Source organism: Sphingomonas sp. NIBR02145 (assembly GCF_027359115.1).
GTDB lineage: Bacteria > Pseudomonadota > Alphaproteobacteria > Sphingomonadales > Sphingomonadaceae > Sphingomonas > Sphingomonas kyeonggiensis_A.
Genome location: NZ_CP114791.1, coordinates 518,136 through 542,122 on the forward strand (window position 1 = coordinate 518,136; position 23,987 = coordinate 542,122).

Genomic DNA, 23,987 nt, shown 5'->3' on the forward strand with positions numbered 1-23,987 from the left:
GCCCGATTATCGCGCGATGCCGCAAGGCCTAGATGGACGTTGTGCATCCAGACGGAGAACAGCGATGACCGACTTCCCGATGACCTATCAGCTTGGCGACCGCGTGGTGAACCGTGTCGGCTATGGCGCGATGCAGCTTGCCGGCCCCGGCGTGTTCGGCCCGCCCAGGGACCATGACCAGGCGATCGCGGTGCTGCGCGAAGTAGTGGCCTCGGGGGTCAACCATATCGACACCAGCGATTTCTACGGCCCGCACGTCACCAATCGGGTGATCCGCGAGGCGCTGCACCCCTATCCGGACGATCTGGTGATCGTCACCAAGGTCGGCGCGCGGCGCGGCGACGATGCGTCCTGGCTGCCGGCCTGGACGCCCGACGAGATCGAGGCAGCGATCCACGACAACCTCGCCAATCTCGGGCTCGAGGCGATCGATGTGGTCAACCTGCGCATCATGGGCGACATCCACGCCCCGAGCGAAGGCCCGATCGCCCCGCAGTTCGAGCGGCTGGCACGGCTGCGCGAGCAGGGCTTGATCCGCCACCTGGGCCTGAGCAACGCGACGGCTAAGCAGGTCGAGGAAGCACGCGGCATCGCGCCGGTGGTCTGCGTGCAGAACCAGTACAACCTCGCCCACCGCGAGGACGAGGCGCTGCTGGCGACGCTGGTCGAGGCGGGCATCGCCTATGTGCCCTTCTTCCCGCTCGGCGGCTTCTCGCCGATCCAGTCGGGCACGCTCGACGAGGTGGCGAAGGGGCTGGGCGCCACGCCGATGCAGGTCGCGCTCGCCTGGCTGCTCCAGCGTTCGCCGAACCTGCTGCTGATCCCGGGCACCTCCTCGCTCGGCCATTTGCGCGAGAATCTGGCGGTGCGGGATCTGGTGCTGCCGGCGGAGGCCGTGCAGGTGCTCGACGGGATCGCCGGCTAGCGTCCGACCGCCTTCACCTTCGGCGCGCACATCGCGATCGCATGGTCGATCATGAAGCTCAGCCGATCGCGGGCAAGCGCGAGCTCGGCCGGGTCCAACCCCCGGTCGAGCGTCTCGAAGTTGAGATAGGATAGGCCGTGCAGGACCGCGTAGTTGGACAGCGATCCGTCGCTGGTCACCACGCGTTCCTGCACCACGTTGAAATCCGCGCCTACCATCGCATCGCGGCAGAATGCGTCGCTCGGCTGGTTGCGGGCGAGATAGGTGGCGAAGGCGACGGTGTCGTCGTCATCGAACGGATAGGTCTTCGACACCGAGGGGCTGGGGTTGAGCGTGTCGTCGCAGAAGCGGATCGAGATCACGCCGCTGCCCTCGGGGTCGCCCTTGTTGCAGCGCGACGAGCCGGTCTCGAAGCCCTTGGCATTGGTATGCAGCGCGATGATCGGCCATGCGCCCTTTGCCAGGTCGGCCAGGATATTATGGGCATAGCCGGGAAGGGCGGTATCGAAGTTGCGGTTGGGATCGATCGGCCGGCCATAGTCCACTGCCCGGTTGTAGCGGACTCCGTCATTGCCGGGGGAAACGCCCGAATCGACCGCGATCAGCACGCCGCCATATTTGCGCAGCGCCACCAGACCCGCCTCGAACCCGGCATTCTCATTGTCATGGGGGACGAAGAACAGCGGTCCCCTGGGATGCTTCACATTGGCGATCCGCCACAACCGCCAGGGCGCGCGCTCTTCGCGGAAGGTCAGTTCGGAGACGTGGAGGCCCTTCCACTCCGCCGGATCGCGGTGCCGGGCGAAGTCATCGTCCTGCACGGTGAGCGGATCGACCGGGCGCACCGTCACCGCGTCGGGGGCGGGCGTGGCGGTGAACAGCGCGGCGGCGGCGAGGGCGATCAGACGCATCAGTCCCTCGGCTGGATCAGGAACTGTTCGAACTTCCCGTTCATCCCGGGCTCCGCATAGGTGATCGCGATCAGCTTCTGCCCATTGGCAAAGGCGATGCTGTAGTTGCGATTGACGAAGCCGCCACGTAGCCGCGGCTTGCCGAGTGCCGTGAAGCTTACCGGATCACCGAGCGGGGCCAGGCTCGTGTGATAGTCCTCGGTCGCCTGGGGCGTGAAATAATAGTTGGCATCCTCGGTCAGCTTCTCGCGATCGAGCGTGCCGGCGCGAAGCTGGCCAAAGACCAGGCTCGCCAGTGAATCGCGATATTCGTCGAGCGTCATCGGCCGGCTTGGGGGCGGGGCCGCCGGCAGGAGCAGGTCGGTGATGCCGCCGGTGATCGCGTCCTGCGCACCGCCGAAATCGGCATTGACCAGCGCGACAACGGCGAAGCGCTTCTTGGGGATCACGAAATTATCGGAAAGAAAGCCCACCGCCTCGCCGCCATGCTCGACGGTGCGAACGCCGTCACGGCCGCCGAGCGAGACGCCCAGACCGTAGCGGGTATTGCTGCCGTCCGCGAGCAGCACCGGCGTCTCCTGGGTCTGCCAGTCTTCGGGGCTCAGGATCTTGCGGTCGATCCGCGCGATGTCCCACTTGGCGAGGTCGCTGGCCGACATGGCAAGCTCGCCAGCCGCCCAGAGCCAGCCCGGCGCAGCAGGCCTGGCGGCGCGGACCGGGCCGAGCGCGAAACGGTGATTGCCCTGCGGGAAGCCCTTGCCCACCGCGATGTCCTGGTCGATCGCATCGATGCCGAGCGGCTTGAATATCTTCGCCTTCAGGTAATCGAGCAGCTTCATGCCCGAAGCCTTCTCGATGATCATGCCGGCGACGACATAGCCGGTGTTCGAATATTGCCAGGCCGTGCCGGGGCGGAAGTCGAGCGGCTTCTTCGCCCAGCGATCGAGGATCTGCTGCGGCGTCACCGGCTTCGACATGGCGGCAAAGTCATAGTCCTGCGGCCAATAGTCCTGGATGCCGGCGGTATGGCTGAGCAGCTGGCGGATGGTGATCTGGTCGGCGTCGGTGATGTCCGGCACCCATTTCGACACCTTGTCGTCGAGGCTGAGCTTGCCGGCATCCTCGAGCAGCAGGATCGCGGCGGCGGTGAATTGCTTGGAGATCGATGCGATCTGGTATTTCGCCGCCGGGCTGGTCGCCTTCATGCCCGGCCCCTGGTCGCCATAGGCCCTGGCGAACACGATCTTGCCGTCCCGCACGATCGCGACCGAAGCGGAGGGCGCACCGGAGGATTTCAGTGCGTCGGCGACGATGGTGTCGACCTTCGCCGTTTCATCGGCGGAGAGCTGCTGCGCGGCGGCAGGCGTAGCGATCAGAAGGGCGGCGGCGAGGGCGGAACGGAACATCGGGCCTCCGGAATGGAATGGCGCGAGCTTAGGCCAGGGTTTCGCGGGCGTCATCCCCGCCGGACGTTTCGCTTTGGCGCATGCGCCATGCCCTGCTTGCAATGTAGGATTTCGTCTGTTCGGCTTGCGCAGCCGGCGTCCAAACCGGCCGCTCTTTGATGCTGTTGGAGAAATAGGATCACGCGGAGGCAAGAATCTTGCGAGATGCATCGCATTTTCGGGAAAACGGGCACGGCAAAACCGCTCTTGGCCTGTACTTTGTGTACTTTCGCGAGTCGGTTGGTCTGCGATGTTGGAAGCCGGGCCGCCCGCGGGGCGACCCGACGCTGATCAGGCCAGCGGCACCCCGTAGAGATCGTGCTCGTCGGCATCCTCGATCTCGACCATGACGATGTCGCCCTGGCTGAGATGGCCGGCGTCGCGCAGGAACACCTCGCCGTCGATCTCCGGCGCGTCGGCCTGGCTGCGGCCCGTCGCGCCGCCTTCCTCGCCGACTTCGTCGATGATCACTTCGAGCGTGCGGCCGATCTTGGCCTGGAGCTTGGCCGCGCTGATCGCCGCGGTCTTCTCCATGATCCGGGCATAGCGCTCTTCCTTGACCTCTTCCGGCACCGCGCCGGGCAGATCATTGGCGGCTGCACCTTCCACGGGCTCGAAGCGGAATGCGCCGACACGATCGAGCTGGGCTTCGTCGAGCCAATCCAGCAGATACTGGAAGTCCGCCTCGGTCTCGCCGGGAAAACCGACCACGAAGGTCGATCGGATGGTCAGATCGGGGGCAATCTCGCGCCACTTGCGCAGCCGCTCGAGCACCTTGGCTTCGTTGGCCGGGCGCTTCATCGCGCGCAGCACCGAAGGCGAGGCATGCTGGAACGGGATGTCGAGATAGGGGAGCACCAGCCCCTCGGCCATCAGCGGGATGACCTGATCGACATGCGGATAGGGATAGACATAGTGGAGCCGCACCCAGGGCGCGATCTTGCCGAGCTCGCGCGCCAGATCGGTCATGTGCGGCACGACCTCGCCGCCCTTCCACGGGCGCGGCTCCTTGCGGATGTCGACACCATAGGCCGAGGTGTCCTGGCTGATGACCAGCAGTTCCTTGGTCCCCGCCTCGACCAGCTTCTCCGCCTCGCGCAGGATCGCGTCGGGGCGGCGGCTGACCAGGTCGCCGCGCAGCGCCGGAATGATGCAGAAGGAGCAGCGGTGGTTGCAGCCCTCCGAGATCTTCAGATAGCTGTAGTGGCGCGGCGTGAGCTTCAGGCCAGCATCGGGCACCAAATTGACGAAGGGCGAGGGCGGCATCGGCGCCGCGTCGTGCACCGCGCCGACGACTTCCTCATATTGATGCGCGCCGGTGACGGCCAGCACGTTGGGGAAGCGGGCGCGGATGACCTCGGCTTCCTTGCCCATGCAGCCGGTGACGATGACGCGGCCATTCTCCGCGATCGCCTCGCCGATCGCCTCGAGCGATTCTTCCTTCGCCGAGTCGAGAAAGCCGCAGGTGTTGACCAGCACGACGTCGGCCCCGGCATAGTCGGGGGACATCGCATAACCGTCGCTGCGCAGCTTGGTGAGGATCCGTTCGCTGTCGACCAGGTTCTTGGGACAGCCGAGCGACACCATGCCCACGCGGGGCGCCTCGGGAAGTTTAGTTGCCATGATTGGCGGGCGACATAGGCTTTTTCGGCGAAAAAGCTAGGCCGGGGCTTTTCCGGGGGCAGGTTTGACCGCCGACAAGGTGTGCGCGGCCGCTTGCGGGCATGGAAGATCGCGTGCCGCATCCCATATCCGCGGCACCGGTATTTGCGAGGAGGTTTCCATGGCTGCCGAGCTTGCGGAAGAGACGACACTCACCACGCGTTCGGGCGTGACGCTCGACGTTCGCCCCGCCACCCCGGCGGATGAAGGCGCGCTGCGCGACCTGTTCGAGACGGTTTCCAGCGACGATCGCCGCTTCCGTTTCCTCACCGCCTGCGACCAGCTTTCCAACGCCCAGATCGCGGCGATGACCCAGGTCGATCACTGGCAGACCGACAGCTTCCTGGCCTTTGCCGATGGCGAGCTGGTGGCGAGCGCGGTGCTGGCCTGCAACAAGCCGATGACCAGCGCCGAAGTGGCGATCTCGATCCGATCGGACCGCAAGGCGCAGGGGATCGGCTGGTCGCTGCTCGACTATCTGACCGATGAGGCCGAGCGCCGCGGCGTGAAATCGGTGATGTCGATCGAGAGCCGCGAGAACCACCAGGCGATCTCGCTGGAGCGCGAGATGGGCTTCGAGGCGCGGCCGGTGGAGGGCGATTCCACCCTCGTCCTGCTGGAGCGGCGGTTCTAGCCAGCGGGCCCATCAAGGCGTAGCTTCACACCCCTGCAACTGAACAGGGGAGAGGCAAGATGCAGATTCACTGGCTGGCGATCCTCGCCGCGGCGGTGGCGGGCTTTGTGGTCGGCGGGCTCTGGTATGGCCCGCTGTTCGGCAAGGCCTGGATGAAGGCGCGCGGGCTGAGCGAAGAGGAGCTCAAGTCCGGCGCCAACATGGGCAAGATCTTCGGCACGACCTTCGTGCTGAACCTGATCGCCGCCTTCGCGCTCGATCACCTCTACAACACCTATGACACACACGTTGGGTTGCACCATTCGCTGGTGATCGCCGGGATCATCGGGGTGGGCTTCATCGCCACCTCGGTGGGGGTGAACTATCTGTTCTCGCGCCTGCCGCGCTCGCTGTTCCTGATCGACGCGGGCTACTGGATCGTGATGTACCTGGTAATGGGCGCGATTTTCGGGCTGCTGACCTGAGCACGGAACGAACGGGGAGTTACATGCGAGCGATCATCGAGGGCATTGGCGCGCTGTTCGGCATGCCGGTGTCGGAACGGTACGGTGGCCATCGCAGGATTGTTCTGCTGACGATCCTGGCGGTGGCGGCAACCGCCGCCTTCGCGCTGCTCTACGCGGCGCGCTGAAGATTCAGGCCGGCGCCTTGAAGATGAACCAGGCGCCGGCCGCGATCAGCGCGAAGCCGATCAGGTGGTTCAGCGTGATCTTCTGGCCGAGATAGACGATCGAGAAGCCGACGAATACGGTGAGGGTGATGACTTCCTGCATCGCCTTGAGCTGCGCCGCCGAATAGACCGCGCTGCCCCAGCGATTGGCCGGCACCGCCAGGCAATATTCGACCAGCGCGATGCTCCAGCTCGCCAGGATCACGAGCAGCAGCGGCGCGCTCTTGAACTTGAGATGCCCGTACCAGGCGATCGTCATGAAGACGTTGGAGCCGATCAGCAGCAGGATCGGCAGAAGGCGGGCGAAGAGCATTTCCGACATGGCGCGACCTTGTCCGGGATGGCATCAAGGTCAAGATGGAGACGATTTCGAAAGAGGCGCTGGTCGACCAGCTGCGGGACCTCGGCGTGCGCGAGGGCGGGGTGCTGCTTGTCCATATGAGCTTCCGCGAGGTCCGGCCGGTCGAGGGCGGGCCCGAAGGACTGATCGCGGCGCTGTGCGAGGCACTGGGGCCGGAAGGGACGCTGGCCATGCCTTCGGCGACAGGCGACGACGAAACCGTCTTCGACCCGGCGACCACCGGCAATCGCGACGATCTGGGGATCGTCGCTGACCTGTTCTGGCGGATGCCGGGGGTGGTGCGCAGCCCGCATTTCGATGCGGTCTCCGCGCGCGGGCCCAAGGCGGAATGGATCACCGGCGGGCCGTTCGTGCTGCCGCCGGCGGCGCCGGAAAGCGCGATCGACCGCGTCCGGCAGGCGGGCGGGCAAGTGCTGCTGCTTGGGGTGGGGCATCATGCCAACACGATGCTGCATCTGGCGGAGCTGGTCGGCGGGGCGCCCTATCGCAGCGACTTCCACTACATCGATGATGCGGGCCGCGAGGTCCATTATGGCGAGAATGACAGCTGCTGCGAGAAGTTCGAGCTGGCGGACGGCTGGCTGCGCGCGGAGGGGGCGTTGCGCGCCGGGCGGGTAGGGCATGCCGAGGCGCGGCTGATGGAGGCGGAGGACCTCGTACGGATCGCGGCGGCGAAGGTGAGGGCCGATCCGCTGATATTCCTGCACGGCGCCGAGGAGGGGTGCGAGGAGTGCGACGAAGCTCGGGAGAGTCTTTGAGGCTGGTTGCTTCAATTGTTCCCCGGCGAAGGCCGGGGCCCAGTTGCAATGTCGTTCGAGAGGTGCGGGCGCCTCACCATATTCGCCGAAACTGGGCCCCGGCCTTCGCCGGGGAACTGAGGGATGCATATTTGGGCGGCAATCCTACCGCGTCACGATCTCCAGGATCGTGTCGCCCGCGAGCAGCGCCTGCGCTTCCGGGGCCTTGTGGCTGTGGGGCAGGTCGTCGCGGTAGATCTGCACGCCCAGGCCGGTGGCGATCGCGGAGAGCGGGTGGCCGACCTCCTCGGGGCGGACCTTGCGCTCGGACAGCTCGACCTGGCCGTGGATCGAGGCGAGATCCATAAGATAGTCGGAGAGGTGCGGGCCCTGGCAGGAGCTGGCGAGCAACAGGCCGGCGAAGCTCACCGGATTGACCACGGTGGTGGCGCCGGCGGCGCGGGCCGGCAGCTCATTGTCCTCGTTGCGGACGATCACGCTGATCGGCAGCGCGGGCGCCAGATGGCGGGCGGTGAGGGTGATCAGGATCGAGGTGTCGTCGCGTCCGGCGCAGACGATCATCGACTCGGCAGTGGCGATGCGGACGTCGTTCAGCACCTGGTCGCGGGTGGCGTCGGCCTGGAGGACGATGCAGCCACATTCCTTCGCGCGGGCGATATTGCCCTCATTCTGGTCGATCACGACGATGCTGCCGGGATCGCGGCCGCGGGCGATCAGCTCGTCGACCGTCTCCGAGCCGGTGGTGCCATAGCCGGCCACGATGATGTGGCGCGCAAGGTTCCGCTGGATCACTGCCATATGCCATTTGTCCCAGGTGCGCTTGAGCACGAAATTATAGGCGGTGCCGAGGAAGAGCAGCACCACGAAGACGCGGATAGGGGTGACGACGAACGCATCGAACATCCGCGCCGAATTGCTGACCGGCACGATGTCGCCATAGCCGGTGGTCGTCACCGAGATCGAAGTGAAATAGAGGATGTCGAGGAAGCTGACATGGCCGTCGGCCGTGTCCTTGAGCCCGTCGCGCTCGATCCAATGGACGCCAACGGCAAGCGCGAGCAGCCCGACCACGGCGAGCACGCGCCAGCCGATCGAAGCCCAGACGGGCATGCTCGACTTGCGCTTGAGCGTGGCGGGGGGCTTGAGCGCCATCAGCGGGCGGACGGACCCGGCAGCGGATCGGCGGCAGTGCCGTAAAGCGCGATCATCCGGCCCTTCTCACTGGCTGGCCGGGAGCGGCCAGTCAGCGGGACCATACACGGTCATCGGACCGTGGCCATGGCGAATATGGCCGGGAATGGCGTACCACTTCCCGGCCGAAGGGGGCGAGCCGGGCCCGCCCCCGAAATGTGGCTCAGAGGCCGTCGACGCTCTTGCTGACCAGGATGTTCACCGCGACGCGACGGTTCTGGGCCTTGCCCTCCGGCGTGTCGTTGCTGGCCAGCGGATCGGCCGTGGCCATGCCGGTCGGCGTCAGCATGCGGTACGGCTTCCAGCCGCAGGCCTGCTGCAGATAGTTGATGACCTTGGCCGCCCGCTTCTCGCTGAGCGTCTGGTTGAGGTCCTCGCCGCCGGTCGAGTCGGTATAGCCGACCACCAGCATCAGCGCGTTCTCGGTCTGGTTGGCCTGGTTGGCGGTGCTGCAGAGCTGCGCCTTGTCCTGCGGCGAGATGTCGGCACGGCCCACATCGAAGTGCACGTTGGTGGTGCTCTTGATGTTGTACTTGTCGATATCGCCCATGCGGCCGCGCAGGGCCTCGGTCGCCGCGGCCTGCTCGTCGAAGCGCTGCGAGGTGCCGGTCTGGATCATCGTGGCGGTGCGCAGGTCGTTCTTCTTGAGGCTGATCTGGCTGGCGACGAGATCGCCGCCCTCGGGCGACTGCATCGTCTTGACCGTGATCGGCAGACCGTTGAGCAGCTGGTTGGCCGCGAGCTTGTTGCCGCCGCCGAACAGGCCGCCGCCGGTCTTGATCCGGGTGGCTTCGGTAATCGCGACGGTGGTGGTGGCGCCATCGGCGGTGGCGATCTTGACGCGATCGCCGCTGCGGGCGGCAATGACGCCCTTGATCTCGGGACCCTCGGTCATCGGACCCTGGGCCGCGCCGTTGACGACGATGTCGTCACGGCCGGTATTCTGTTCCTGCTGCGCGAATGCACTGGGCGCGGCCGAGATGGCCAGCATGGCGACCAGGAAGCGAACCCCGGTTTTTTTGGAAACAACACGCATTGAGGCAACCTCCTCTAAACTGACTGCCCCCGCCGGCTTGCCTCATGCCTGTTCGGGGGAAGCTGTCCCGCAGATGAACACATGCCGCAAGCACCGTGCCGGAGAGGTTGGTTCGGGCCTGGGGCGCGACGAATGGAGCCGGGCGGGGTGTCCGCCGGCGTGATTCGCAGCGCTGGCGAGAGCTTAGCGGGCCGGGAGGCGCGGTAGCGGATCGACCGGGGTGCGGCCCTGGCGGATCTCGAAATGGAGCTCCGGACGGTCGGCGAAGCCCGAATTGCCGGACAGCGCGATCATCTGGCCCTTCTTCACCGCCTGCCCGCGCTGGACGAGCAGCTGGCCGGCATGACCATAGACGGTCGTCCAGCCGTCGCCGTGGCGCAGGATGACGAGGCCGCCGAGCGCCGGGATGTCCGAGCCGACATAGGCGACGACGCCGTCGGCCGAGGCGAGCACGGGGGTGTCGAGCGGCGTGGCGATCTTGATGCCGTCGTTGCGTTCTCCGCTCGCGCCGGGGCCGAAGCGCTTCACGACATTGCCCCGGAGCGGCCATTGGAAGCCGCCGGCGAGGCGCGCCGGGGCGGCGACCGGGGTGGTCGGCGACAGGACGCGCGCAGAGGAGGCGGTCGGCGCGGCGGGGCGGGCCTTCTCGGCAATGGCGGGCTGGCCGCCGGTGACGATGTCGTCGACGCCGAGATCGAGGTGGAAGCGCGCGGCGCGCTGCTCGATCGTCTCGGGGCGGCCCGAGGGCGGCGGAGGCAGCGTATCGTCCGGGATCAGCAGGCGCTGGCCGGTGCGCAGGATATACGGCTCCTCGAGGTCGTTGACCGCGATGATCCGCGACCACGCGACGCCGTACGCCACTGCAATGGCGATGCCGGTCTCGCCGTCGCGGACCAGATGGTAGCGGCCCCCCGGGATGACCAGCTTCTGCCCGACGCGAATGACGAAGGGAGAGGGGATGTTGTTGGCCCGCGCGATCGCTTCCGATCCGGCGCCGGTCTTGCCCGAGATCGAGCGGAGCGAGTCGCCGGGCTGGACGGTGTAGGTACGGCCCGAAATGACGCGCGAATCCGCCTGGACCTTGCGCGCCTGCCAGGCGGGCGGCGGTGCGGGGAGGCGGCGGACGTCCTGCTCGTTGCCGAGCGCGGGACGCTCCCATCGCTCCTGCTGCGGCTGAGGATAGCGATCCTGGCGCGACTGCGGGGCGGGGCGGTAGCCGGGCTCTTCATAGGCCGTGCCGCGCTGTGGAATACAGGCAGCGAGCAACAGCAGCGCCACCGGCGCCATCCGCTTTACCGCCATCGAAACGACCCCCGCATTAACTATACTCCGACGCTCCATAGCGCGCATTTCCGCGCGCGTCAGGTACGTCTGAATGCGGAGGTGTCTCAGTTTGCCGGTGCGAACACTTCCAGGCCACCCAGATAGGGCTTGAGCACGTCGGGAACGCGCACCGAGCCGTCTTCCTGCTGATAGTTCTCCAGCACCGCAACGAGGGTGCGGCCGACCGCGAGGCCCGAGCCGTTGAGCGTGTGGACGAAGCGGGTGCCCTTCTCGCCGGCCGGACGGAAGCGTGCGTTCATCCGGCGCGCCTGGAAATCGCCGCAGGTCGAGCAGGACGAAATCTCGCGGTAGCGGGCCTGGCCGGGCAGCCACACTTCGAGGTCATAGGTGCGCGCCGCGGTGAAGCCCATGTCGCCGCTGCACAGCTTCATCCGGCGGAAGGGCAGGCCGAGCGCGGTGAGGATACCCTCGGCGCACTGGGTCATGCGCTCATGCTCCGCCTCGCTCTGCTCGGGCGTGGTGATCGAGACCATCTCGCACTTCTCGAACTGGTGCTGGCGGATGAAACCGCGCGTGTCGCGGCCCGCCGAGCCGGCTTCCGAGCGGAAGCAGGCGGTGAGCGCGGCGAAGCGCAGCGGCAGCTCTTCCTCGGACAGGATTTGCTCGCGGACGATGTTGGTCAGGCTCACTTCGGCCGTGGGGATCAGCCAGCGGCCATCGGTGGTCTGGAAGCTGTCCTCGGCGAACTTGGGAAGCTGGCCGGTACCGAACATGGTCTCCTCGCGCACCAGCAGCGGCGGGATCGCCTGCTCATAGCCATGCGCTTCGAGCGTATCGAGCATGAACTGGCCGAGCGCGCGGTGGAGCTTGGCGGCTGCACCACGGACCAGGGTGAAGCGCGTGCCGGAGAGCCTGGCACCGGTCTCGAAGTCCAGGCCGAGCGCCGGGCCGAATGCGTCATGCTCCTTGGCTTCGAAGGCTAGGGCGGTTGGTTCGCCGACGGTGGCGACAAGCTGGTTGGCTTCCTCGTCGGCGCCCTGGGGCACATCGGCATAGGGCAGGTTGGGGAGCGCAGCGAGCAGGGTGGTCAGCTCCGCGCCGACGGCCTTCTCCTCGGCGTCGATCTGCGGCATCCGCTCCTTGAGCGCGGCGACTTCGGCCATCAGGTCGATGGGGTCGTCGCGGCGCGCCTTGGCGGCGCCGATCGCCTTGGATGCCTCGTTGCGGCGGGTCTGCGCGGCCTGCGCCTCGGTGATCAGCGCGCGGCGCTTCTCGTCCAGCGCCAGCAGCGCGGCGGACTGCGGTTCCAGCCCGCGGCGGGCGAGGCCGGCGTCGAAGGATTCGGGGTTCTCTCGGATGGCGCGGATATCGTGCATGTCGGGCGTATGACTTCGCGCCCGCCGCGGCGCAACCCTGGCGCGCATGGGGGCGTTTACGGAGATATCAAACCATAGGAGAATCGAGATGCAGGTTCCGCATGACGCAGTCGTGGTGGTGGCGGATGGGCGCAAGATGCTGTTCCTGAGGAACGAGGGCGACGCGCAATATCCGAACCTGCAGGTCGAGAAGAAGGTCGTCGACAAGCACAACCCCGCGCATCACGATCAGGCGACCGACCTTGCCGGCGGCGCGATGGGCACGCGGACCTCGGGCGCGCAATGGGGCGGCGGCAACATGGACGAAGTCGATTTCCACCAGCTGGAAGAAGACCGCTTCGCCGCCGACACCGCCGCGCTGCTCAAGGAGCGGGCGCTTCGCCAGGACTTCGAGTCGCTGATCATCATCGCGCCACCCAAGACGCTGGGCGAGCTGCGCAAACACTATCACAAGGAAGTGAGCGACCGGCTGGCCGGCGAGCTTGCCAAGGACCTGACCGATCATCCGATCCCGGAGATCGAGCAGGCGCTGCTCCGGGCGGAATAACCTGTTCCGTCATCCCGACTTTCGAGGGGATGACGGTTTTCTCGTGTCAGGCGTCGGTCGAGTCGTCCGGCTTCTTCCTGGCGAAGCGCTTGCGGGCGACCAGCGCCGCGGCGGCGCCGCCGAACAGCAGGATCATCGGCGGTGCCGGCACAGGGGCCGGGCCGCCCGAGCTGCTGCCGCCGCAGCCGCGACCGCAGCTGCTGCTGCCGCCCCAGCTGCTCGAGCCGTGATGGCCGCTCGAGCCCCAGCCGCTCGAATTGCTCCAGTGGCTGCTGGAACCGTTCGACGAGGACGAAGTCGACGACGAGTTGGACGAGCTGGTCGACGAGGAATTGGACGACGAGCTCGACACGTCACCGCTCGACGAAGAGCTGGTGGACGAGCTGGTCGAGGACGAGACGTCGCCGCTGGACGACGACGAGGTCGATGAAGACACGTCGCCGCTCGACGAGGAGGTCGAGCTGACCTGGCCGCTCGAGGTCGAGCTGGACGAAGTCGAGCTGATCTCGCCCGAGGACGAGGTGGAGCTCACCTGGCCGCTCGACGTGGAGGTCGAGGAGCCACCGGTCGAAGTCGAGGTCGAGGAACCGCCCGTCGAGGTCGACGAGCCACCGGTGGAGGTGGAAGTCGAGCCGCCCGACGAGGACGAGTTGGACGACGAGATCTCGATATTGATGCCGCTCGAGCCGCCGGAGCTGCCCGACGAGGAAGAACCGCCGAAGAATCCACCGGCGAAGAAGCCGCCCATGAAGCCGCCGCCGCCCGAACCGCCGATCACGGCGCCGGAGGACGAACCGCTGCTGCTCGACGACACGACCGGCATCTCGCCGCCGAAATAGGGCGGGGGCGTCGGGATCGGAGCGCCCTGTGCCGTGACGACGACGACCTGGGGCTGGCCCTGGGTGGTGGTGGTGACCGTGCGCTTGACGACTCGCTTCACGGGGCGTGCCACCGTGCGCTTGACGACTCGCTTCTTCGCGACGGTGACCTGCTTGACGACACGCGGCTGGTGGATGCGTTCGGTGACATAGACGCCACCGCCGCCAATCACCGCGCCCCCGCAAGTGCAGGCGCACAGTTTAGCCAAGGCCATCCGAACCGACATTGTCCCCACTCTTCCTGTTGCTGGCGTGCCGCTCCCCACAGGATCGTCAGCAGCTTCACGCCTCTCAATGCCGGAAAAGTGCAAAACAAACTGTTAAGTGCAACGCGGTAAGTGATGCTTAACCATATTTGCGGTCGATTTTGGGGCGGTGGATTTCTTCTGTGATGGTTAATGTTCTACTTCGGTACGATCGAGAGGTTTCCTGTGCGGCGAAGTGTGAACATTCGTGGTGAATCCGGGCCCGTTTCCCGCCCGGTTCAGCCCCCGGTAATTTCCTTCCATTTACGGGGTATTAGACCTGTGGATTAAAACAACCACACGCTTGTTAACGTCCTCGCGCGAAAGTATAGGGCCGCGCAGGGCAAACGGTCTCCGTACGGCTCGGGCCGAATGGGACCGGAGTGGAGAGTGGGGATGGCTACTGTTTTGGATCGCTTCGACGAACCGGGTAAACGCGTTCCTCCCGCCGCAAATGACGGCGATAACGGCTATCGGCCGAGCAACGACGAACCCTTCATGAACCCGCGTCAGCTGGAATATTTCCGTGACAAGCTGAACGCGTGGAAGGACGATATCTTCCGCGAAGCCGCGGGCACGCTCAATCAGCTCCAGACGGATTCCCTGCGCGAGGCCGATCTCACCGATCGCGCTTCGAGCGAGACCGACTGGTCGATCGAGCTGCGCACCCGCGATCGCCAGCGCAAGCTGATCTCCAAGATCGACGCGGCGCTGCGGCGGATCGAGGACGGCGAATATGGCTATTGCGAGGTGACCGGCGAGCCGATCAGCCTCGGTCGCCTTGAAGCCCGGCCGATCGCGACGATGACGCTTGAGGCGCAGGAGCGGCACGAGCGCAACGAGAAGGTATCGCGGGAAGAATAGCAGGGGGCTTATGGCCTCCTTTTTTGTGCCTCCGCGGGACAGCCGTGGGGGCACATTTTCGTCTTTTGTTTACGCTTTCGACAAGGTTTGCGGGTGTATTCTCCGCGCGTAACCCCCTTGCGTTTCGAGCGACACGATGGACCAGTTTTCCTTTGATCCCCTGACGGCGCTGTCGGCGGACGATTTCTCCAGCCAGCGCAGCGGCTCGCGTGACAGCCTGATGCTGGCGGCCCAGTTCCGCGTGGCGGGGCGGCCGGTCGAGCAGGTGCGGGTCCGCAACCTTTCCCAGGGCGGGCTGATGGCCGAATACGCCCTTCCGATCGAGCGTGGCGCTACCGTCGAAGTCGAGGTGCGCGGCGTTGGCTGGGTGAGCGGCCGCATCGCCTGGGCGACCGACGGCCGGGTGGGCGTTGCCTTTGATACGCCGATCGACCCGATGCTGGCGCGCAAGCCGGTAGGCGGCGGCACGCATACGCCGGCCTTTGTGAAGCCGATCTTCACTCGGCGCTGAGTCGCGCCCGCGGCGTTCGCTGTTCGCGATTTCCCATTCAGGTCGTCATCCCCGCGAAGGCGGGTCCAGAGTCCCGAGCAACACGCTTGCTGCTCGCTTCGGCATATCCGGCGAACCGGACGCTCAATGCATCGGACATCCCAAGCCACCCTGGATTCCCGCCTTCGCGGGAATGACGGGAGAGGGGACGTAAATGACGGAGGAGCGGAAGGCGCGAAAAGCGCGGGCCTCCGCCCTGGTCTTGCTGTTTGGTGACTTTCGCGCCGTCGGGGTGCGGCCTGGCCACACCCCTGTTTGCGCGGCGCAGCCTAGGGGCGCGCCATCTCTTCCTTGATGCGAAGCTTCTGCTTCTTCAGGGATGCCAGGACCAGATGGTCCGGCTGGGGCCTTTGCGATTCGGCGGCGATTCGCTGGTCGAGCACGGAGTGCTTGGCCGAGAGTGCCGAGAAATGCGCGTTCTGCATGGAAGCAGTCTCCTTCATCGGTGGCCGGAACCTGTGAATAGATCACTTTTCCACAGCTTTGTCGCGGGTGAATCTTGCCTAATCGACGATATGCAAAATTAGCGCGATGATCCGTTGCGGAGCTTTCCGGCGTGGTGCAGGGAGATCCGAGTACGGGGGCGTTCGCGATGGACGAGAAAGAGATTGTGCGGCGGCTCGAAGCGGTGCGGACCGAGCATCGCGATCTGGATGCGGCAATCGATGCACTGCTCGCCACCGGCACGTCCGACCAGCTTCAGGTTGCCCGGCTCAAGAAGCGCAAGCTGATGCTGCGCGATGAAATCGTGCAGCTCGAGGACCAGCTTATCCCCGATATCATCGCCTGATTCGGCCCCGATCCGGCCATGATCCGGATCGGGACGAAATCACTGCGAAATTAAGCATTTCGTTACCATCGAGGCTGTGGCAGCGTTGCCATATGGGGAAACAGGGCACCGCGCAGATCCACCGAAAGCTGATCGACTCGCTTTATGTCGAGGCGATGCTGCTGGCCGACGAGGCGCGCGGCTATTTCGATGAGCTGGGCCGGGACGAGCGCGAGTCGCTGGAAGCGCTCAACCGCGTCGCCTTCTCCTGCGAATCGCTCAAGGTGACCACGCGGCTGATGCACATCATCGCCTGGCTGCTCACCCAACGCGCGGTCGACGCCGGCGAGATCCAGCCCGGGGACGCGCTGATGCCGTCGCGCCGGCTGGGCGATGCGCCGGAGACCGAGGCGGCGCTGCTCGACGCGATGCCGCCCAACGCAGTGGGGATCATCACCACCAGCATCGACCTGTATCGCCGCGTCGCCCGACTCGACGAGACGCTCGACGAGAATGTCGTGATCGAGAGCCCGGCGCGCAGCATGATGAACCGGCTGGCGGCGGCTTTCTAAATCCGCCTCCCTCTTGCGGGAGGGGCAACCGCGGCGTTGGTTTCTTCTCGGTTCCCCGGCGAAGGCCGGGGCCCAGTCTCGGCGCACTATCGATGGCGCTGGAGCCTCTCGGAAGACATTGCAACTGGGCCCCGGCCTTCGCCGGGGAACAGCTGGGTTTCACCGTCCAGGCCGGGAACTGCCACTAAAACGTGGTTAGCCGCAGAGCGCCGCCTTGGCTGCGGCGTATTCCGCCTTCATCCGCTCGATCTTCACCGCCGCCGGCTCGACCGCATGGACCGCGCCGATGCCCTGGCCCGAGCCCCAGATGTCCTTCCAGGCCTTGGCGCCGCCGAAGTTCATCGCGCTCGGATCGCTCTCGGGCAGATTGTCGGGATCGAGCCCGGCATTGACGATCGACGCCTTGAGGTAGTTGCCGTGCACGCCGGTGAAGAGGTTCGAATAGACGATGTCGTCGGCGGTGCCGTCGACGATGCCCTGCTTGTAGTCGGGCTGGGCATTGGCCTCGTCGGTGGCGATGAAGGGCGAGCCGATATAGGCGAGGTCGGCGCCCATCGCCTGGGCGGCCAGCACCGAGCGGCCATTGGCGATCGCGCCGGACAGGATCACCGGCCCGTCGAACCACTCGCGCACTTCCTGGACCAGCGCGAAGGGGCTGAGGCGCCCGGCATGGCCGCCGGCGCCGGTGGCGACGAGGATCAGGCCGTCCGCGCCCTTTTCCACGGCCTTGTGGGCGAAGCGATCGTCGATCACGTCGTGCAGGGTGATGCCGCCCCAGCTGTGCACCGCGTCGTTCAGTTCGGGCCGGGCGCCGAGCGAGGTGATGACGATCGGCACCTTCCACTTGGCGCAGGCGGCGACGTCATGCTCGAGCCGCGGGTTGGAGCGGTGGACGATCTGGTTGACCGCGAAGGGCGCGGCCGGCGTGTCCGGATTGTCGCGGTCCCAGGCGGCGAGTTCCTCGGTGATCTGGTGCAGCCACTCGTCGAGCCGGGTGTCCGGCCGGGCGTTCAGCGCCGGGAAGGATCCGACGATCCCCGCCTTGCACTGGGCGATGACCAACTCGGGTACCGAGATGATGAACAGCGGCGAGCCGATGACCGGGAGCCGAAGGCGATCGAAGAGCGGAGGCAATGCCATGGATCAGTTTTGTAGCGAAACCGGAATGGCCGTCCAGCCCGGTGCAGGCGACGCTACGTAAGCGCGGGGTGCGCGCGCATGCTGCAGTGCAGCGATAGGGCCGACTCGGACCGAATCGCATTGAAGCCTGCCCGAAGCCTCCCCATTTCCACGGCACGCAATGTTCCGGGGAGCGCCATGGTCACCAACGAAATCTACGTCATCGTCCGCGACGCGATCAAAGCCGCCGGCCAGCAGAGCGGCCAGCTCTACGAACCGGGGCAGGAGAGCCATTACCAGGCGCTGGCCGCGGTGATGGCGCTGCACAAGGCGGGCTATGAGGTGACCAAGCGGCTCGACAACTAGTCGAACGGCCGCTGCCAAACGACGAAGGTATCGACATCGGTCGAGCGGATCGCGGCGGCATACATGTCGTGATGGAAGTCGGGCAGGGCGGCGATCTTCTCCGCCATCGCGCCTTCGCCGCTCGCGCCGCCGGGCAGGGTGAAGGCGACGTCCTCGTCCGGGCCGTAGAACAGCCACCAGAAATCGTCGCCCAGCGGGCCGGTGTCGCTGGTCTCGATCGCAACCGCGTGGAGATGCGACAGCGGCAGCGTGTGGCGCTTGCCGTCGGGATCGAGCACCCAGAGCGTGTCGCCCTCGCAGCCGGTGTGCCAGCCGCTCTCGGGCTCCGGCGCGGGTGCGGGCGGGGTGAGTTCCGCCGCGGCGGTGGCGGGTGCCTTGGCGAAGCGCTTCAACCAGTCGAACAAGCCCATCGCGCACCTCCCGAAACCGAATCCAGGGCTTGGGCTAGACCGGCAATGTGACGGTTGTCGGTAAGCGGCTCAGTCGATCCGCTTCAATCCGGCGGCATATTCGCGCTGCTTGGCGGCGTAGAGCGCGGCGCTGGCCTTGAGCATCGCCTTCTGCATGTCGTCGAGCGGGCGGATCGCCTTGGCGGGGCTGCCGACGATCAGGTGGCCTGCGGGGAACTCCTTGCCCTCGGTGACCAGCGCGCCGGCGCCGACCAGGCAGTCCTCGCCGATCACCGCGCGGTTGAGGATGGTGGCGCCCATGCCGATCAGCGTGCGGCTGCCGATCGTGCAGCCGTGCAGGATCGCGTGATGGCCGACGGTGACATCCTCCCCCACGGTGCAGGGCGCGCCGGGATCGGAATGGAGCATCGCGCCGTCCTGGATGTTCGAACGGGCGCCGACCAGGATCGGAGTGTTGTCGGCGCGGATCACGGCGCCGAACCAGACCGAGGCGAGCGTGGCGAGATGGACGTCGCCGATCAGGTCCGCGCTCGGCGCGACCCAGGCATCCTCGGCGACAAGCGGGCGTCGCCCGGCAAATTCGTATAGCGGCATGCCGCTCAGAATAGCGGCGCTTCGAAGCCCTGGGGAAGCGGAATGTTGGCGCCCATCGCCAGTGCCAGCGCAACCGCACCGAGCAGCACCGCCAGCGTCGAGGAGAGCGAGAACAGGCCCCAGCCGACCATCGTCACCACCTGCGAATTGGCACGCTGCTCGCGATGGTTGCGCGCCATCGACTGGATCACGAACATGGCCAGCATTGCATATGCGAAGACGAGAAACTCGGTCATCAACCCACCCCAAAATCCCCGGGGGACTCTAGGGGACGAGGGTTAACGCTTCAATGCCGGGCACCTCCGGTTTATCGCAGTGCAGCAAGGTTTCGCCGCCGCCGAAACGACCTAGTGATGCGCCGTCGCGGGGGCCGATTTGCAGCTGCACGTGCAGGCGCAGGGCACCGGCGTGCAGACATGGCAGGGCTGCGGCGTCACGCAGTAGCTGAGCTGCGCGGCGGCCGGCTTGGGCTCTTCCTTCTTCTTCGGCTTCTCGGGCGGATCGGGCAGCGGCAGCAGATCGCGCGCATTGGCGCCGGCATAGGCGCTGTGCGGGCCACCGCCACAGGCCGGGCAGCCATGGTCGTGCTCCTCGTCAGGATCGTGGCCGGCGCCGCCGAACTTGAAACCGCCGGGCTCTTTCTTCAGCACTTTCTTTGCCGCCTCGCACACGGCGATGGCGTGGTTGCCGAGCGTCGAGACGGTCTGGCCCATCGCGACCTGCTCGGTGGCGTAGAAATGGACGAGCATCGCGTCGCGGTGCGCGTCGACCGGCTCGCGGACAGCCGGATAGCTCAGCATCTGCTGCATGTCGGCGAGCTGCGATTCCATCGCCGCGATCTGGCCGCTCCAGTTGTTGAAGGCGGCGAACAGCTCGTAATCGGGCCAGCTCGCCGGGGCGTGCGGGCGCATCTGCTCGACGAAATTGACCGGGCCGGCAATGTCCTCGCGCAACAGGCGGAGCAGCACGCGCAGCGTCACCACGTCGCGCTGGGGGTGGCGCAGGCGCTGGGCGAAGATGTCGGTGACCGTCGCGGTGTGCTTCCACACCTGCCGGGCCAGCATCCGGGTGAATTCCTCGTCGCGCTTCTTCGGCTTGGCGAGCAAGGCGGACTTGAGCGAGGTGAGGATGCCGATCACCGCCAGCAGCGCGAGCAACACGCCGCCGACCAGGATCCAGGCCGGCCAGTAGATCGCATCGGCGCTGATCGGCTGGGCGGCGGCGGCCTTGGTCGCGCTCGTCGCCAGGTTGCCGATCGAAGCCAGAATAGTCGCCACGTCATCCCCCCTGAGTCGCGGAGGATATGGTTAACAGAAATGCGCGGGCCGCACAGTCATGACTCACCCGTTCCGAAAGGTCCGAGGCTAATTCGTTGGCATTTCTTGTGGGGTCAGAGGGTTACGCCGCGCTTCCAGATTGCGATTTCGCGCTCGCCATTGCGCTCGGCGGCGGTTTCCTTGCCCGATGCGATCGCGGCGATCGTGTCGAGCAGCGCGTCGGCGGCGCTGTCCATGCCGTCTTCGAGCACCTGGCCGGCGTCGAAGTCGATCCAGCCCGGCTTGCGGGTGGCGAGATCATGGTTCGACGCGATCTTGATCGTCGGCACCGGGAAGCCCAGCGGCGTGCCGCGGCCGGTGGTGAACAGGATCGCGGTCGCGCCCGCGGCGGCCAGCGCGGTCGAGGAAACTGCATCGTTGCCCGGTGCCTCGAGCAGAGTTAGCCCCTTGCGGCGGACCTGCCCGCCATAGGGGATCACGTCGGTGACAATGGCGTGCCCCGCCTTCTGCACCGCGCCCAGCGACTTCTCCTCGAGCGTGGTGATGCCGCCGGCGATGTTGCCCGGCGAGGGATTCTCGGAGACCGGCTCGCCGTTGCGGACGAAATAGTCTTTGAAGTCGTTGACCAGGTGGACGATGCCGTCGAATACCGCTTCGTCGCTGGCGCGGGCCATCAGCAGCTGCTCGGCGCCGAAGATCTCGGGGATCTCGGTGAGGATCGCGGTGCCGCCGGCGCCGGTGACCGCATCGGCCATGCGCCCGACCAGCGGATTGGCGGTGAGGCCCGAGAAACCGTCCGAGCCGCCGCACTTCACGCCGAGCACCAGCTCGGAAAGCGGGGCGGGGGTGCGCTCGGCCTGGGCACCGGCGACGAGTTCCTCGACCAGCGCCAGGCCTTCCTCGATCTCGTCGCTTGCCATCTGAGCGCCGAGGGTGCGCAGGTTCGGGTGGTCGATGCCTTCCAGCATCCCCTTGATCTGGTTGTTCTCGCAGCCGAGCCCGACGATCAGCACGCCGCCGGCATTGGGATGGTTGGCAAGCGCCGACAGGATCGCGCGGGTGCCCTGCAGGTCGTCGCCCAGCTGCGAGCAGCCGAACGGATGCGGGAACGCGTGGACGCCGTCGATCTTGCCGGCGTGCAGCACCGCCGCGCGCTCCGCGATCTTCTGCGCGGTCCGTCCGACACAGCCGACCGTGGGGATCACCCAGATCTCGTTGCGCGTGCCGACCCGGCCATTGGCGCGGCGATAGCCCAGGAAGCCCGGGCCTTCGAAGCCGGAATCGTCGTGCGTGGAGGGCGCGAAGGCATAGTCGCCGCTGCCCTTGAGCGCGGTCGAGACATTATGCGTGTGGACATGCTCGCCCGGCGCGATGTCGCGGGTGGCGACGCCGATCGGGAAGCCGAACTTGAGCACGGGTTCGCCCGCCGCGATCGGCTTGACCGCGACCTTGTGACCCTTGGCCACCGGGGCGGCGAGCGTCACCCCCAGCGCCTGCTCGCCGGCTTCGAGGTCGCGCAGCGCGGTGGCGGTGCTGTCATTGGGGGCGATACGGAACAGGGCGAGCGTCATGTGCGCCGATATAGGTCCGCGCCGGCTGCATGGAAACCGGTTTCCACTACGTAGCGTCAGCCGGCCGCCAGCCAGGCGAAGCGGATCACGAACAGCCCGGCAAGCACCAGCAGCAGCCAGTCTCCGGCAGTAATCTTGCCTCTAATCAGGCGGATGAGCGCATAAGCTGTGATCCCGAAGGCCAGCCCGTTGGCGATCGAGAAGGTGAAGGGGATCATCGCGACGGTGAGGAAGGCCGGTATTGCGATTTCGGCATCGTCCCAGTCCACGTCCGCGAGCGGGGCCATCATCAGCCCGCCGACCAGCACCAGCGCAGGCGCGGTCGCCGCCAGCGGCACCAGCTGCGCCCAGGGGGCGACGAACATCGCGAGCAGGAAGAGGATGCCCGTGACCACGGCGGTGAGGCCCGTGCGTCCGCCCGCCTGCACGCCGGCAGCGCTCTCGACATAGGAAGTGACGGTGCTGGTGCCGGCGAGGCTGCCGGCGATACTCGCCACGGCATCGGTGAACAATATGCGGTTGAGCCGCGGAATGCGGCCCTGCGCGTCGATCAGCCCGGCACGGCGGGTGACGCCGACCAGCGTGCCGACATTGTCGAAAAGATCGACGAAGAGGAAGACGAACAGGATCTCGAACAGCCCCAGGCCATGGCTGCCCGACAGGCCGAACACGCCGGCAAGGTCGAGATGGAAGGCGACCTGGCCGATCGCGGTTAGGTCATAGGGTTCGGGCTTAAAGGAAACCTGGCCGGTTGCCCATCCGGCCAGCGTGGTGGCGGCGATGCCGATCAGGATCGCGCCGCGTATCTTCCACGCCGCCAGCCCGGCGGTGAGGACCAGCCCGAACAATGCGAGCGCCGCGCCGGGGGCATGGAGGTCGCCCAGCGTCACCGAAGTCGCCGGGCTGGTGACGATGATCCCGGCGTTCTTCAGGCCGATCAGGCCGATGAACAGGCCGATGCCGCCCGCGACCGCCGCGAACAGCTGGGGCGGGATCGCGGCGATGATGAGTTGGCGGATGCCGGCAAAGGTGAGCAGCAGAAAGGCAATGCCGGACAGGAACACGCAACCCAGCGCGACCGGCCAGGGCACGCCCATGCCCTGCACCACGGTGAAGGCGAAATAGGCGTTGAGCCCCATGCCGGGCGCCAGTGCGAGCGGCACATTGGCGGTGAGGCCCATGAGGATGCTGGCAAGCCCGGCGGCAAGGCAGGTCGCGGCGGCGACCGCGGCCACCGGCATGCCCGCCGCGCCGAGGATCGCGGGGTTGACCACGATGATATAGGCCATGGTCAGGAAGGTTGTGCCGCCCGCCAGCACTTCGGTGCGCACCGTGGTGCCGCGCTCGGCCAGCGCGAAGTGGCGCTCGATCCGGCTTTCCGCCATTTTCCGTCCCCCAATAGCCCGGAGACGAGCATAGCGCGGGCGCGCGCATCGGCCTAGGCTGGCGCACATGACCGCACCGCTCTTCCACCTTGCCATTCCCGTCGACGATATCGAGGCGGCGCGCGCCTTCTATGGCGGCACGCTCGGCTGCCCGCAGGGGCGCGAGGATCCGGGCCACTGGATCGACTTCGATTTCCGCGGCCACCAGCTCGTCGTCCACAAGGCTGAAGGAGCCGGGGTGAGGGCGCGGAACGCGGTGGACGGCGATGCCGTGCCGGTGCCGCATTTCGGGCTGGTGCTCGGCTGGGCGGAATGGGAGGCGCTGGCAGAGCGGCTGCGCGCGGCGGGGACCGAGTTCGTGATCGAGCCGCATGTCCGCTTCGTCGGCAAGCCGGGCGAGCAGGCGACAATGTTCTTCTTCGATCCCGCCGGCAATGCGCTGGAGTTCAAGGCGTTCCGGGATCTGGGGCAGCTGTTCGCGGTTTGATGTAGTCACCCAAATGCTCGTCACCCTGAACTTGTTTCAGGGTCCAACCCTCCACTGGCGACGGCTTCGGTTGGGGAGGTTTGGATGCTGAAACAAGTTC

29 protein-coding genes are annotated in these 23,987 nt (G+C 66.6%); 12 read left to right on the top strand and 17 right to left on the bottom strand.

Annotated features, from left to right (window positions below):
* Positions 1 to 64: 64 nt before the first annotated feature.
* The gene (locus O3305_RS02470; RefSeq protein WP_269574999.1) at positions 65 to 925 is read left to right on the top strand and encodes an aldo/keto reductase family oxidoreductase; all 861 of its coding nucleotides are present in this window, start codon (positions 65 to 67) and stop codon (positions 923 to 925) included.
* Here the strand turns inward: O3305_RS02470 and O3305_RS02475 are convergent.
* The 3 genes from O3305_RS02475 to rimO all read right to left on the bottom strand — a co-directional run bounded on the left by O3305_RS02475 (position 922) and on the right by rimO (position 4,904).
* Positions 922 to 1,836 carry a hypothetical protein gene (locus O3305_RS02475; protein ID WP_269575000.1) on the bottom strand — a complete coding sequence of 305 codons (915 nt, stop codon included), beginning with the start codon at positions 1,834 to 1,836 and terminating at the stop codon, positions 922 to 924. The two genes, O3305_RS02470 and O3305_RS02475, sit on opposite strands and share 4 nt — an antisense overlap.
* Entirely contained in the window at positions 1,836 to 3,242 is a 1,407-nt protein-coding gene (locus O3305_RS02480; protein WP_269575001.1) for a serine hydrolase domain-containing protein, read from the bottom strand. Before O3305_RS02480 ends, O3305_RS02475 begins: the two co-directional genes overlap by 1 nt.
* 330 nt (positions 3,243 to 3,572) lie before the next feature.
* Entirely contained in the window at positions 3,573 to 4,904 is a 1,332-nt protein-coding gene (rimO, locus tag O3305_RS02485) for a 30S ribosomal protein S12 methylthiotransferase RimO (RefSeq protein WP_269575002.1), read from the bottom strand.
* A gap of 160 nt (positions 4,905 to 5,064) precedes the next feature.
* On the opposite strand from rimO, the gene O3305_RS02490 reads away from it, so the two are divergent.
* From O3305_RS02490 to O3305_RS02500, 3 genes are read left to right on the top strand one after another with little or no spacing between them, the layout of a single operon-like run.
* Complete coding sequence (locus O3305_RS02490; protein ID WP_269575003.1) at positions 5,065 to 5,577, top strand: GNAT family N-acetyltransferase; 513 nt, start codon at positions 5,065 to 5,067, stop codon at positions 5,575 to 5,577.
* A gap of 59 nt (positions 5,578 to 5,636) precedes the next feature.
* Positions 5,637 to 6,041: a DUF1761 domain-containing protein gene (locus tag O3305_RS02495; RefSeq protein ID WP_269575004.1), complete on the top strand. Its 405-nt coding sequence runs from the start codon at positions 5,637 to 5,639 to the stop codon at positions 6,039 to 6,041.
* Positions 6,042 to 6,064: 23 nt separating this feature from the next.
* The gene (locus O3305_RS02500; protein WP_269575005.1) at positions 6,065 to 6,208 is read left to right on the top strand and encodes a hypothetical protein; all 144 of its coding nucleotides are present in this window, start codon (positions 6,065 to 6,067) and stop codon (positions 6,206 to 6,208) included.
* Between the two features lie 4 nt (positions 6,209 to 6,212).
* Here the strand turns inward: O3305_RS02500 and O3305_RS02505 are convergent, their stop codons facing one another.
* Complete coding sequence (locus O3305_RS02505; protein ID WP_269576434.1) at positions 6,213 to 6,560, bottom strand: DMT family protein; 348 nt, start codon at positions 6,558 to 6,560, stop codon at positions 6,213 to 6,215.
* Positions 6,561 to 6,604: 44 nt separating this feature from the next.
* Between O3305_RS02505 and O3305_RS02510 the strand changes: the two genes are divergently transcribed.
* Positions 6,605 to 7,366 (top strand): AAC(3) family N-acetyltransferase, encoded by a 762-nt coding sequence (locus tag O3305_RS02510; protein WP_269575006.1) that lies wholly within the window; start codon positions 6,605 to 6,607, stop codon positions 7,364 to 7,366.
* A 144-nt stretch (positions 7,367 to 7,510) separates the two neighbouring features.
* On the opposite strand, the gene O3305_RS02515 is transcribed toward O3305_RS02510, so the two are convergent.
* The 4 genes from O3305_RS02515 to serS all read right to left on the bottom strand — a co-directional run bounded on the left by O3305_RS02515 (position 7,511) and on the right by serS (position 12,253).
* Positions 7,511 to 8,518, bottom strand: a complete 1,008-nt coding sequence (locus O3305_RS02515) for a potassium channel family protein (RefSeq protein ID WP_269575007.1) — start codon at positions 8,516 to 8,518, stop codon at positions 7,511 to 7,513.
* 202 nt (positions 8,519 to 8,720) lie between these two features.
* The gene (locus O3305_RS02520; protein WP_269575008.1) at positions 8,721 to 9,593 is read right to left on the bottom strand and encodes an OmpA family protein; all 873 of its coding nucleotides are present in this window, start codon (positions 9,591 to 9,593) and stop codon (positions 8,721 to 8,723) included.
* Between the two features lie 183 nt (positions 9,594 to 9,776).
* Positions 9,777 to 10,895 (bottom strand): M23 family metallopeptidase, encoded by a 1,119-nt coding sequence (locus tag O3305_RS02525; protein WP_269575009.1) that lies wholly within the window; start codon positions 10,893 to 10,895, stop codon positions 9,777 to 9,779.
* An 86-nt stretch (positions 10,896 to 10,981) separates the two neighbouring features.
* Positions 10,982 to 12,253: a serine--tRNA ligase gene (gene serS / locus O3305_RS02530; RefSeq protein ID WP_269575010.1), complete on the bottom strand. Its 1,272-nt coding sequence runs from the start codon at positions 12,251 to 12,253 to the stop codon at positions 10,982 to 10,984.
* Between the two features lie 88 nt (positions 12,254 to 12,341).
* Between serS and O3305_RS02535 the strand changes: the two genes are divergently transcribed.
* Positions 12,342 to 12,800 (top strand): host attachment family protein, encoded by a 459-nt coding sequence (locus O3305_RS02535; RefSeq protein WP_269575011.1) that lies wholly within the window; start codon positions 12,342 to 12,344, stop codon positions 12,798 to 12,800.
* A 46-nt stretch (positions 12,801 to 12,846) separates the two neighbouring features.
* On the opposite strand, the gene O3305_RS02540 is transcribed toward O3305_RS02535, so the two are convergent.
* Positions 12,847 to 13,851, bottom strand: a complete 1,005-nt coding sequence (locus O3305_RS02540) for a PEP-CTERM sorting domain-containing protein (RefSeq protein WP_269575012.1) — start codon at positions 13,849 to 13,851, stop codon at positions 12,847 to 12,849.
* Between the two features lie 468 nt (positions 13,852 to 14,319).
* Here O3305_RS02540 and dksA point away from each other — a divergent pair, with 468 nt between their 5' ends.
* Both dksA and O3305_RS02550 read left to right on the top strand, forming a co-directional pair.
* Complete coding sequence (dksA, locus tag O3305_RS02545; RefSeq protein ID WP_184167067.1) at positions 14,320 to 14,787, top strand: RNA polymerase-binding protein DksA; 468 nt, start codon at positions 14,320 to 14,322, stop codon at positions 14,785 to 14,787.
* Between the two features lie 136 nt (positions 14,788 to 14,923).
* On the top strand, positions 14,924 to 15,298 hold the full coding sequence (locus O3305_RS02550) for a PilZ domain-containing protein (protein ID WP_184167064.1): 375 nt from the start codon (positions 14,924 to 14,926) through the stop codon (positions 15,296 to 15,298).
* 308 nt (positions 15,299 to 15,606) lie between these two features.
* On the opposite strand, the gene O3305_RS02555 is transcribed toward O3305_RS02550, so the two are convergent.
* Positions 15,607 to 15,762: a YdcH family protein gene (locus O3305_RS02555; protein ID WP_269575013.1), complete on the bottom strand. Its 156-nt coding sequence runs from the start codon at positions 15,760 to 15,762 to the stop codon at positions 15,607 to 15,609.
* A 167-nt stretch (positions 15,763 to 15,929) separates the two neighbouring features.
* Here O3305_RS02555 and O3305_RS02560 point away from each other — a divergent pair, with 167 nt between their 5' ends.
* Both O3305_RS02560 and O3305_RS02565 read left to right on the top strand, forming a co-directional pair.
* Positions 15,930 to 16,127 (top strand): YdcH family protein, encoded by a 198-nt coding sequence (locus O3305_RS02560; RefSeq protein ID WP_184167058.1) that lies wholly within the window; start codon positions 15,930 to 15,932, stop codon positions 16,125 to 16,127.
* A gap of 92 nt (positions 16,128 to 16,219) precedes the next feature.
* Positions 16,220 to 16,678, top strand: a complete 459-nt coding sequence (locus O3305_RS02565; RefSeq protein WP_269575014.1) for a DUF1465 family protein — start codon at positions 16,220 to 16,222, stop codon at positions 16,676 to 16,678.
* Between the two features lie 195 nt (positions 16,679 to 16,873).
* On the opposite strand, the gene O3305_RS02570 is transcribed toward O3305_RS02565, so the two are convergent.
* On the bottom strand, positions 16,874 to 17,818 hold the full coding sequence (locus O3305_RS02570) for an NAD(P)H-dependent flavin oxidoreductase (protein ID WP_269575015.1): 945 nt from the start codon (positions 17,816 to 17,818) through the stop codon (positions 16,874 to 16,876).
* Positions 17,819 to 17,995: 177 nt separating this feature from the next.
* Here O3305_RS02570 and O3305_RS02575 point away from each other — a divergent pair, with 177 nt between their 5' ends.
* Positions 17,996 to 18,163 (top strand): hypothetical protein, encoded by a 168-nt coding sequence (locus O3305_RS02575; RefSeq protein WP_269575016.1) that lies wholly within the window; start codon positions 17,996 to 17,998, stop codon positions 18,161 to 18,163.
* Here O3305_RS02575 and O3305_RS02580 read toward each other — a convergent pair.
* The 6 genes from O3305_RS02580 to O3305_RS02605 form a co-directional block, all read right to left on the bottom strand.
* A complete protein-coding gene (locus tag O3305_RS02580) occupies positions 18,160 to 18,573 on the bottom strand; it encodes a hypothetical protein (RefSeq protein ID WP_269575017.1) in 414 nt (137 codons plus the stop codon). The genes O3305_RS02575 and O3305_RS02580 overlap by 4 nt on opposite strands.
* 69 nt (positions 18,574 to 18,642) lie before the next feature.
* Positions 18,643 to 19,167 (bottom strand): gamma carbonic anhydrase family protein, encoded by a 525-nt coding sequence (locus O3305_RS02585; RefSeq protein ID WP_269575018.1) that lies wholly within the window; start codon positions 19,165 to 19,167, stop codon positions 18,643 to 18,645.
* Positions 19,168 to 19,172: 5 nt separating this feature from the next.
* The gene (locus O3305_RS02590) at positions 19,173 to 19,403 is read right to left on the bottom strand and encodes a hypothetical protein (RefSeq protein WP_184167040.1); all 231 of its coding nucleotides are present in this window, start codon (positions 19,401 to 19,403) and stop codon (positions 19,173 to 19,175) included.
* A 111-nt stretch (positions 19,404 to 19,514) separates the two neighbouring features.
* On the bottom strand, positions 19,515 to 20,444 hold the full coding sequence (locus O3305_RS02595) for a hypothetical protein (protein WP_269575019.1): 930 nt from the start codon (positions 20,442 to 20,444) through the stop codon (positions 19,515 to 19,517).
* A gap of 113 nt (positions 20,445 to 20,557) precedes the next feature.
* On the bottom strand, positions 20,558 to 22,015 hold the full coding sequence (locus O3305_RS02600; RefSeq protein ID WP_269575020.1) for a UxaA family hydrolase: 1,458 nt from the start codon (positions 22,013 to 22,015) through the stop codon (positions 20,558 to 20,560).
* Between the two features lie 56 nt (positions 22,016 to 22,071).
* Positions 22,072 to 23,400 (bottom strand): NCS2 family permease, encoded by a 1,329-nt coding sequence (locus O3305_RS02605; RefSeq protein WP_269575021.1) that lies wholly within the window; start codon positions 23,398 to 23,400, stop codon positions 22,072 to 22,074.
* Positions 23,401 to 23,467: 67 nt separating this feature from the next.
* Here O3305_RS02605 and O3305_RS02610 point away from each other — a divergent pair, with 67 nt between their 5' ends.
* On the top strand, positions 23,468 to 23,887 hold the full coding sequence (locus O3305_RS02610) for a VOC family protein (RefSeq protein WP_269575022.1): 420 nt from the start codon (positions 23,468 to 23,470) through the stop codon (positions 23,885 to 23,887).
* Positions 23,888 to 23,987 lie beyond the last annotated feature (100 nt).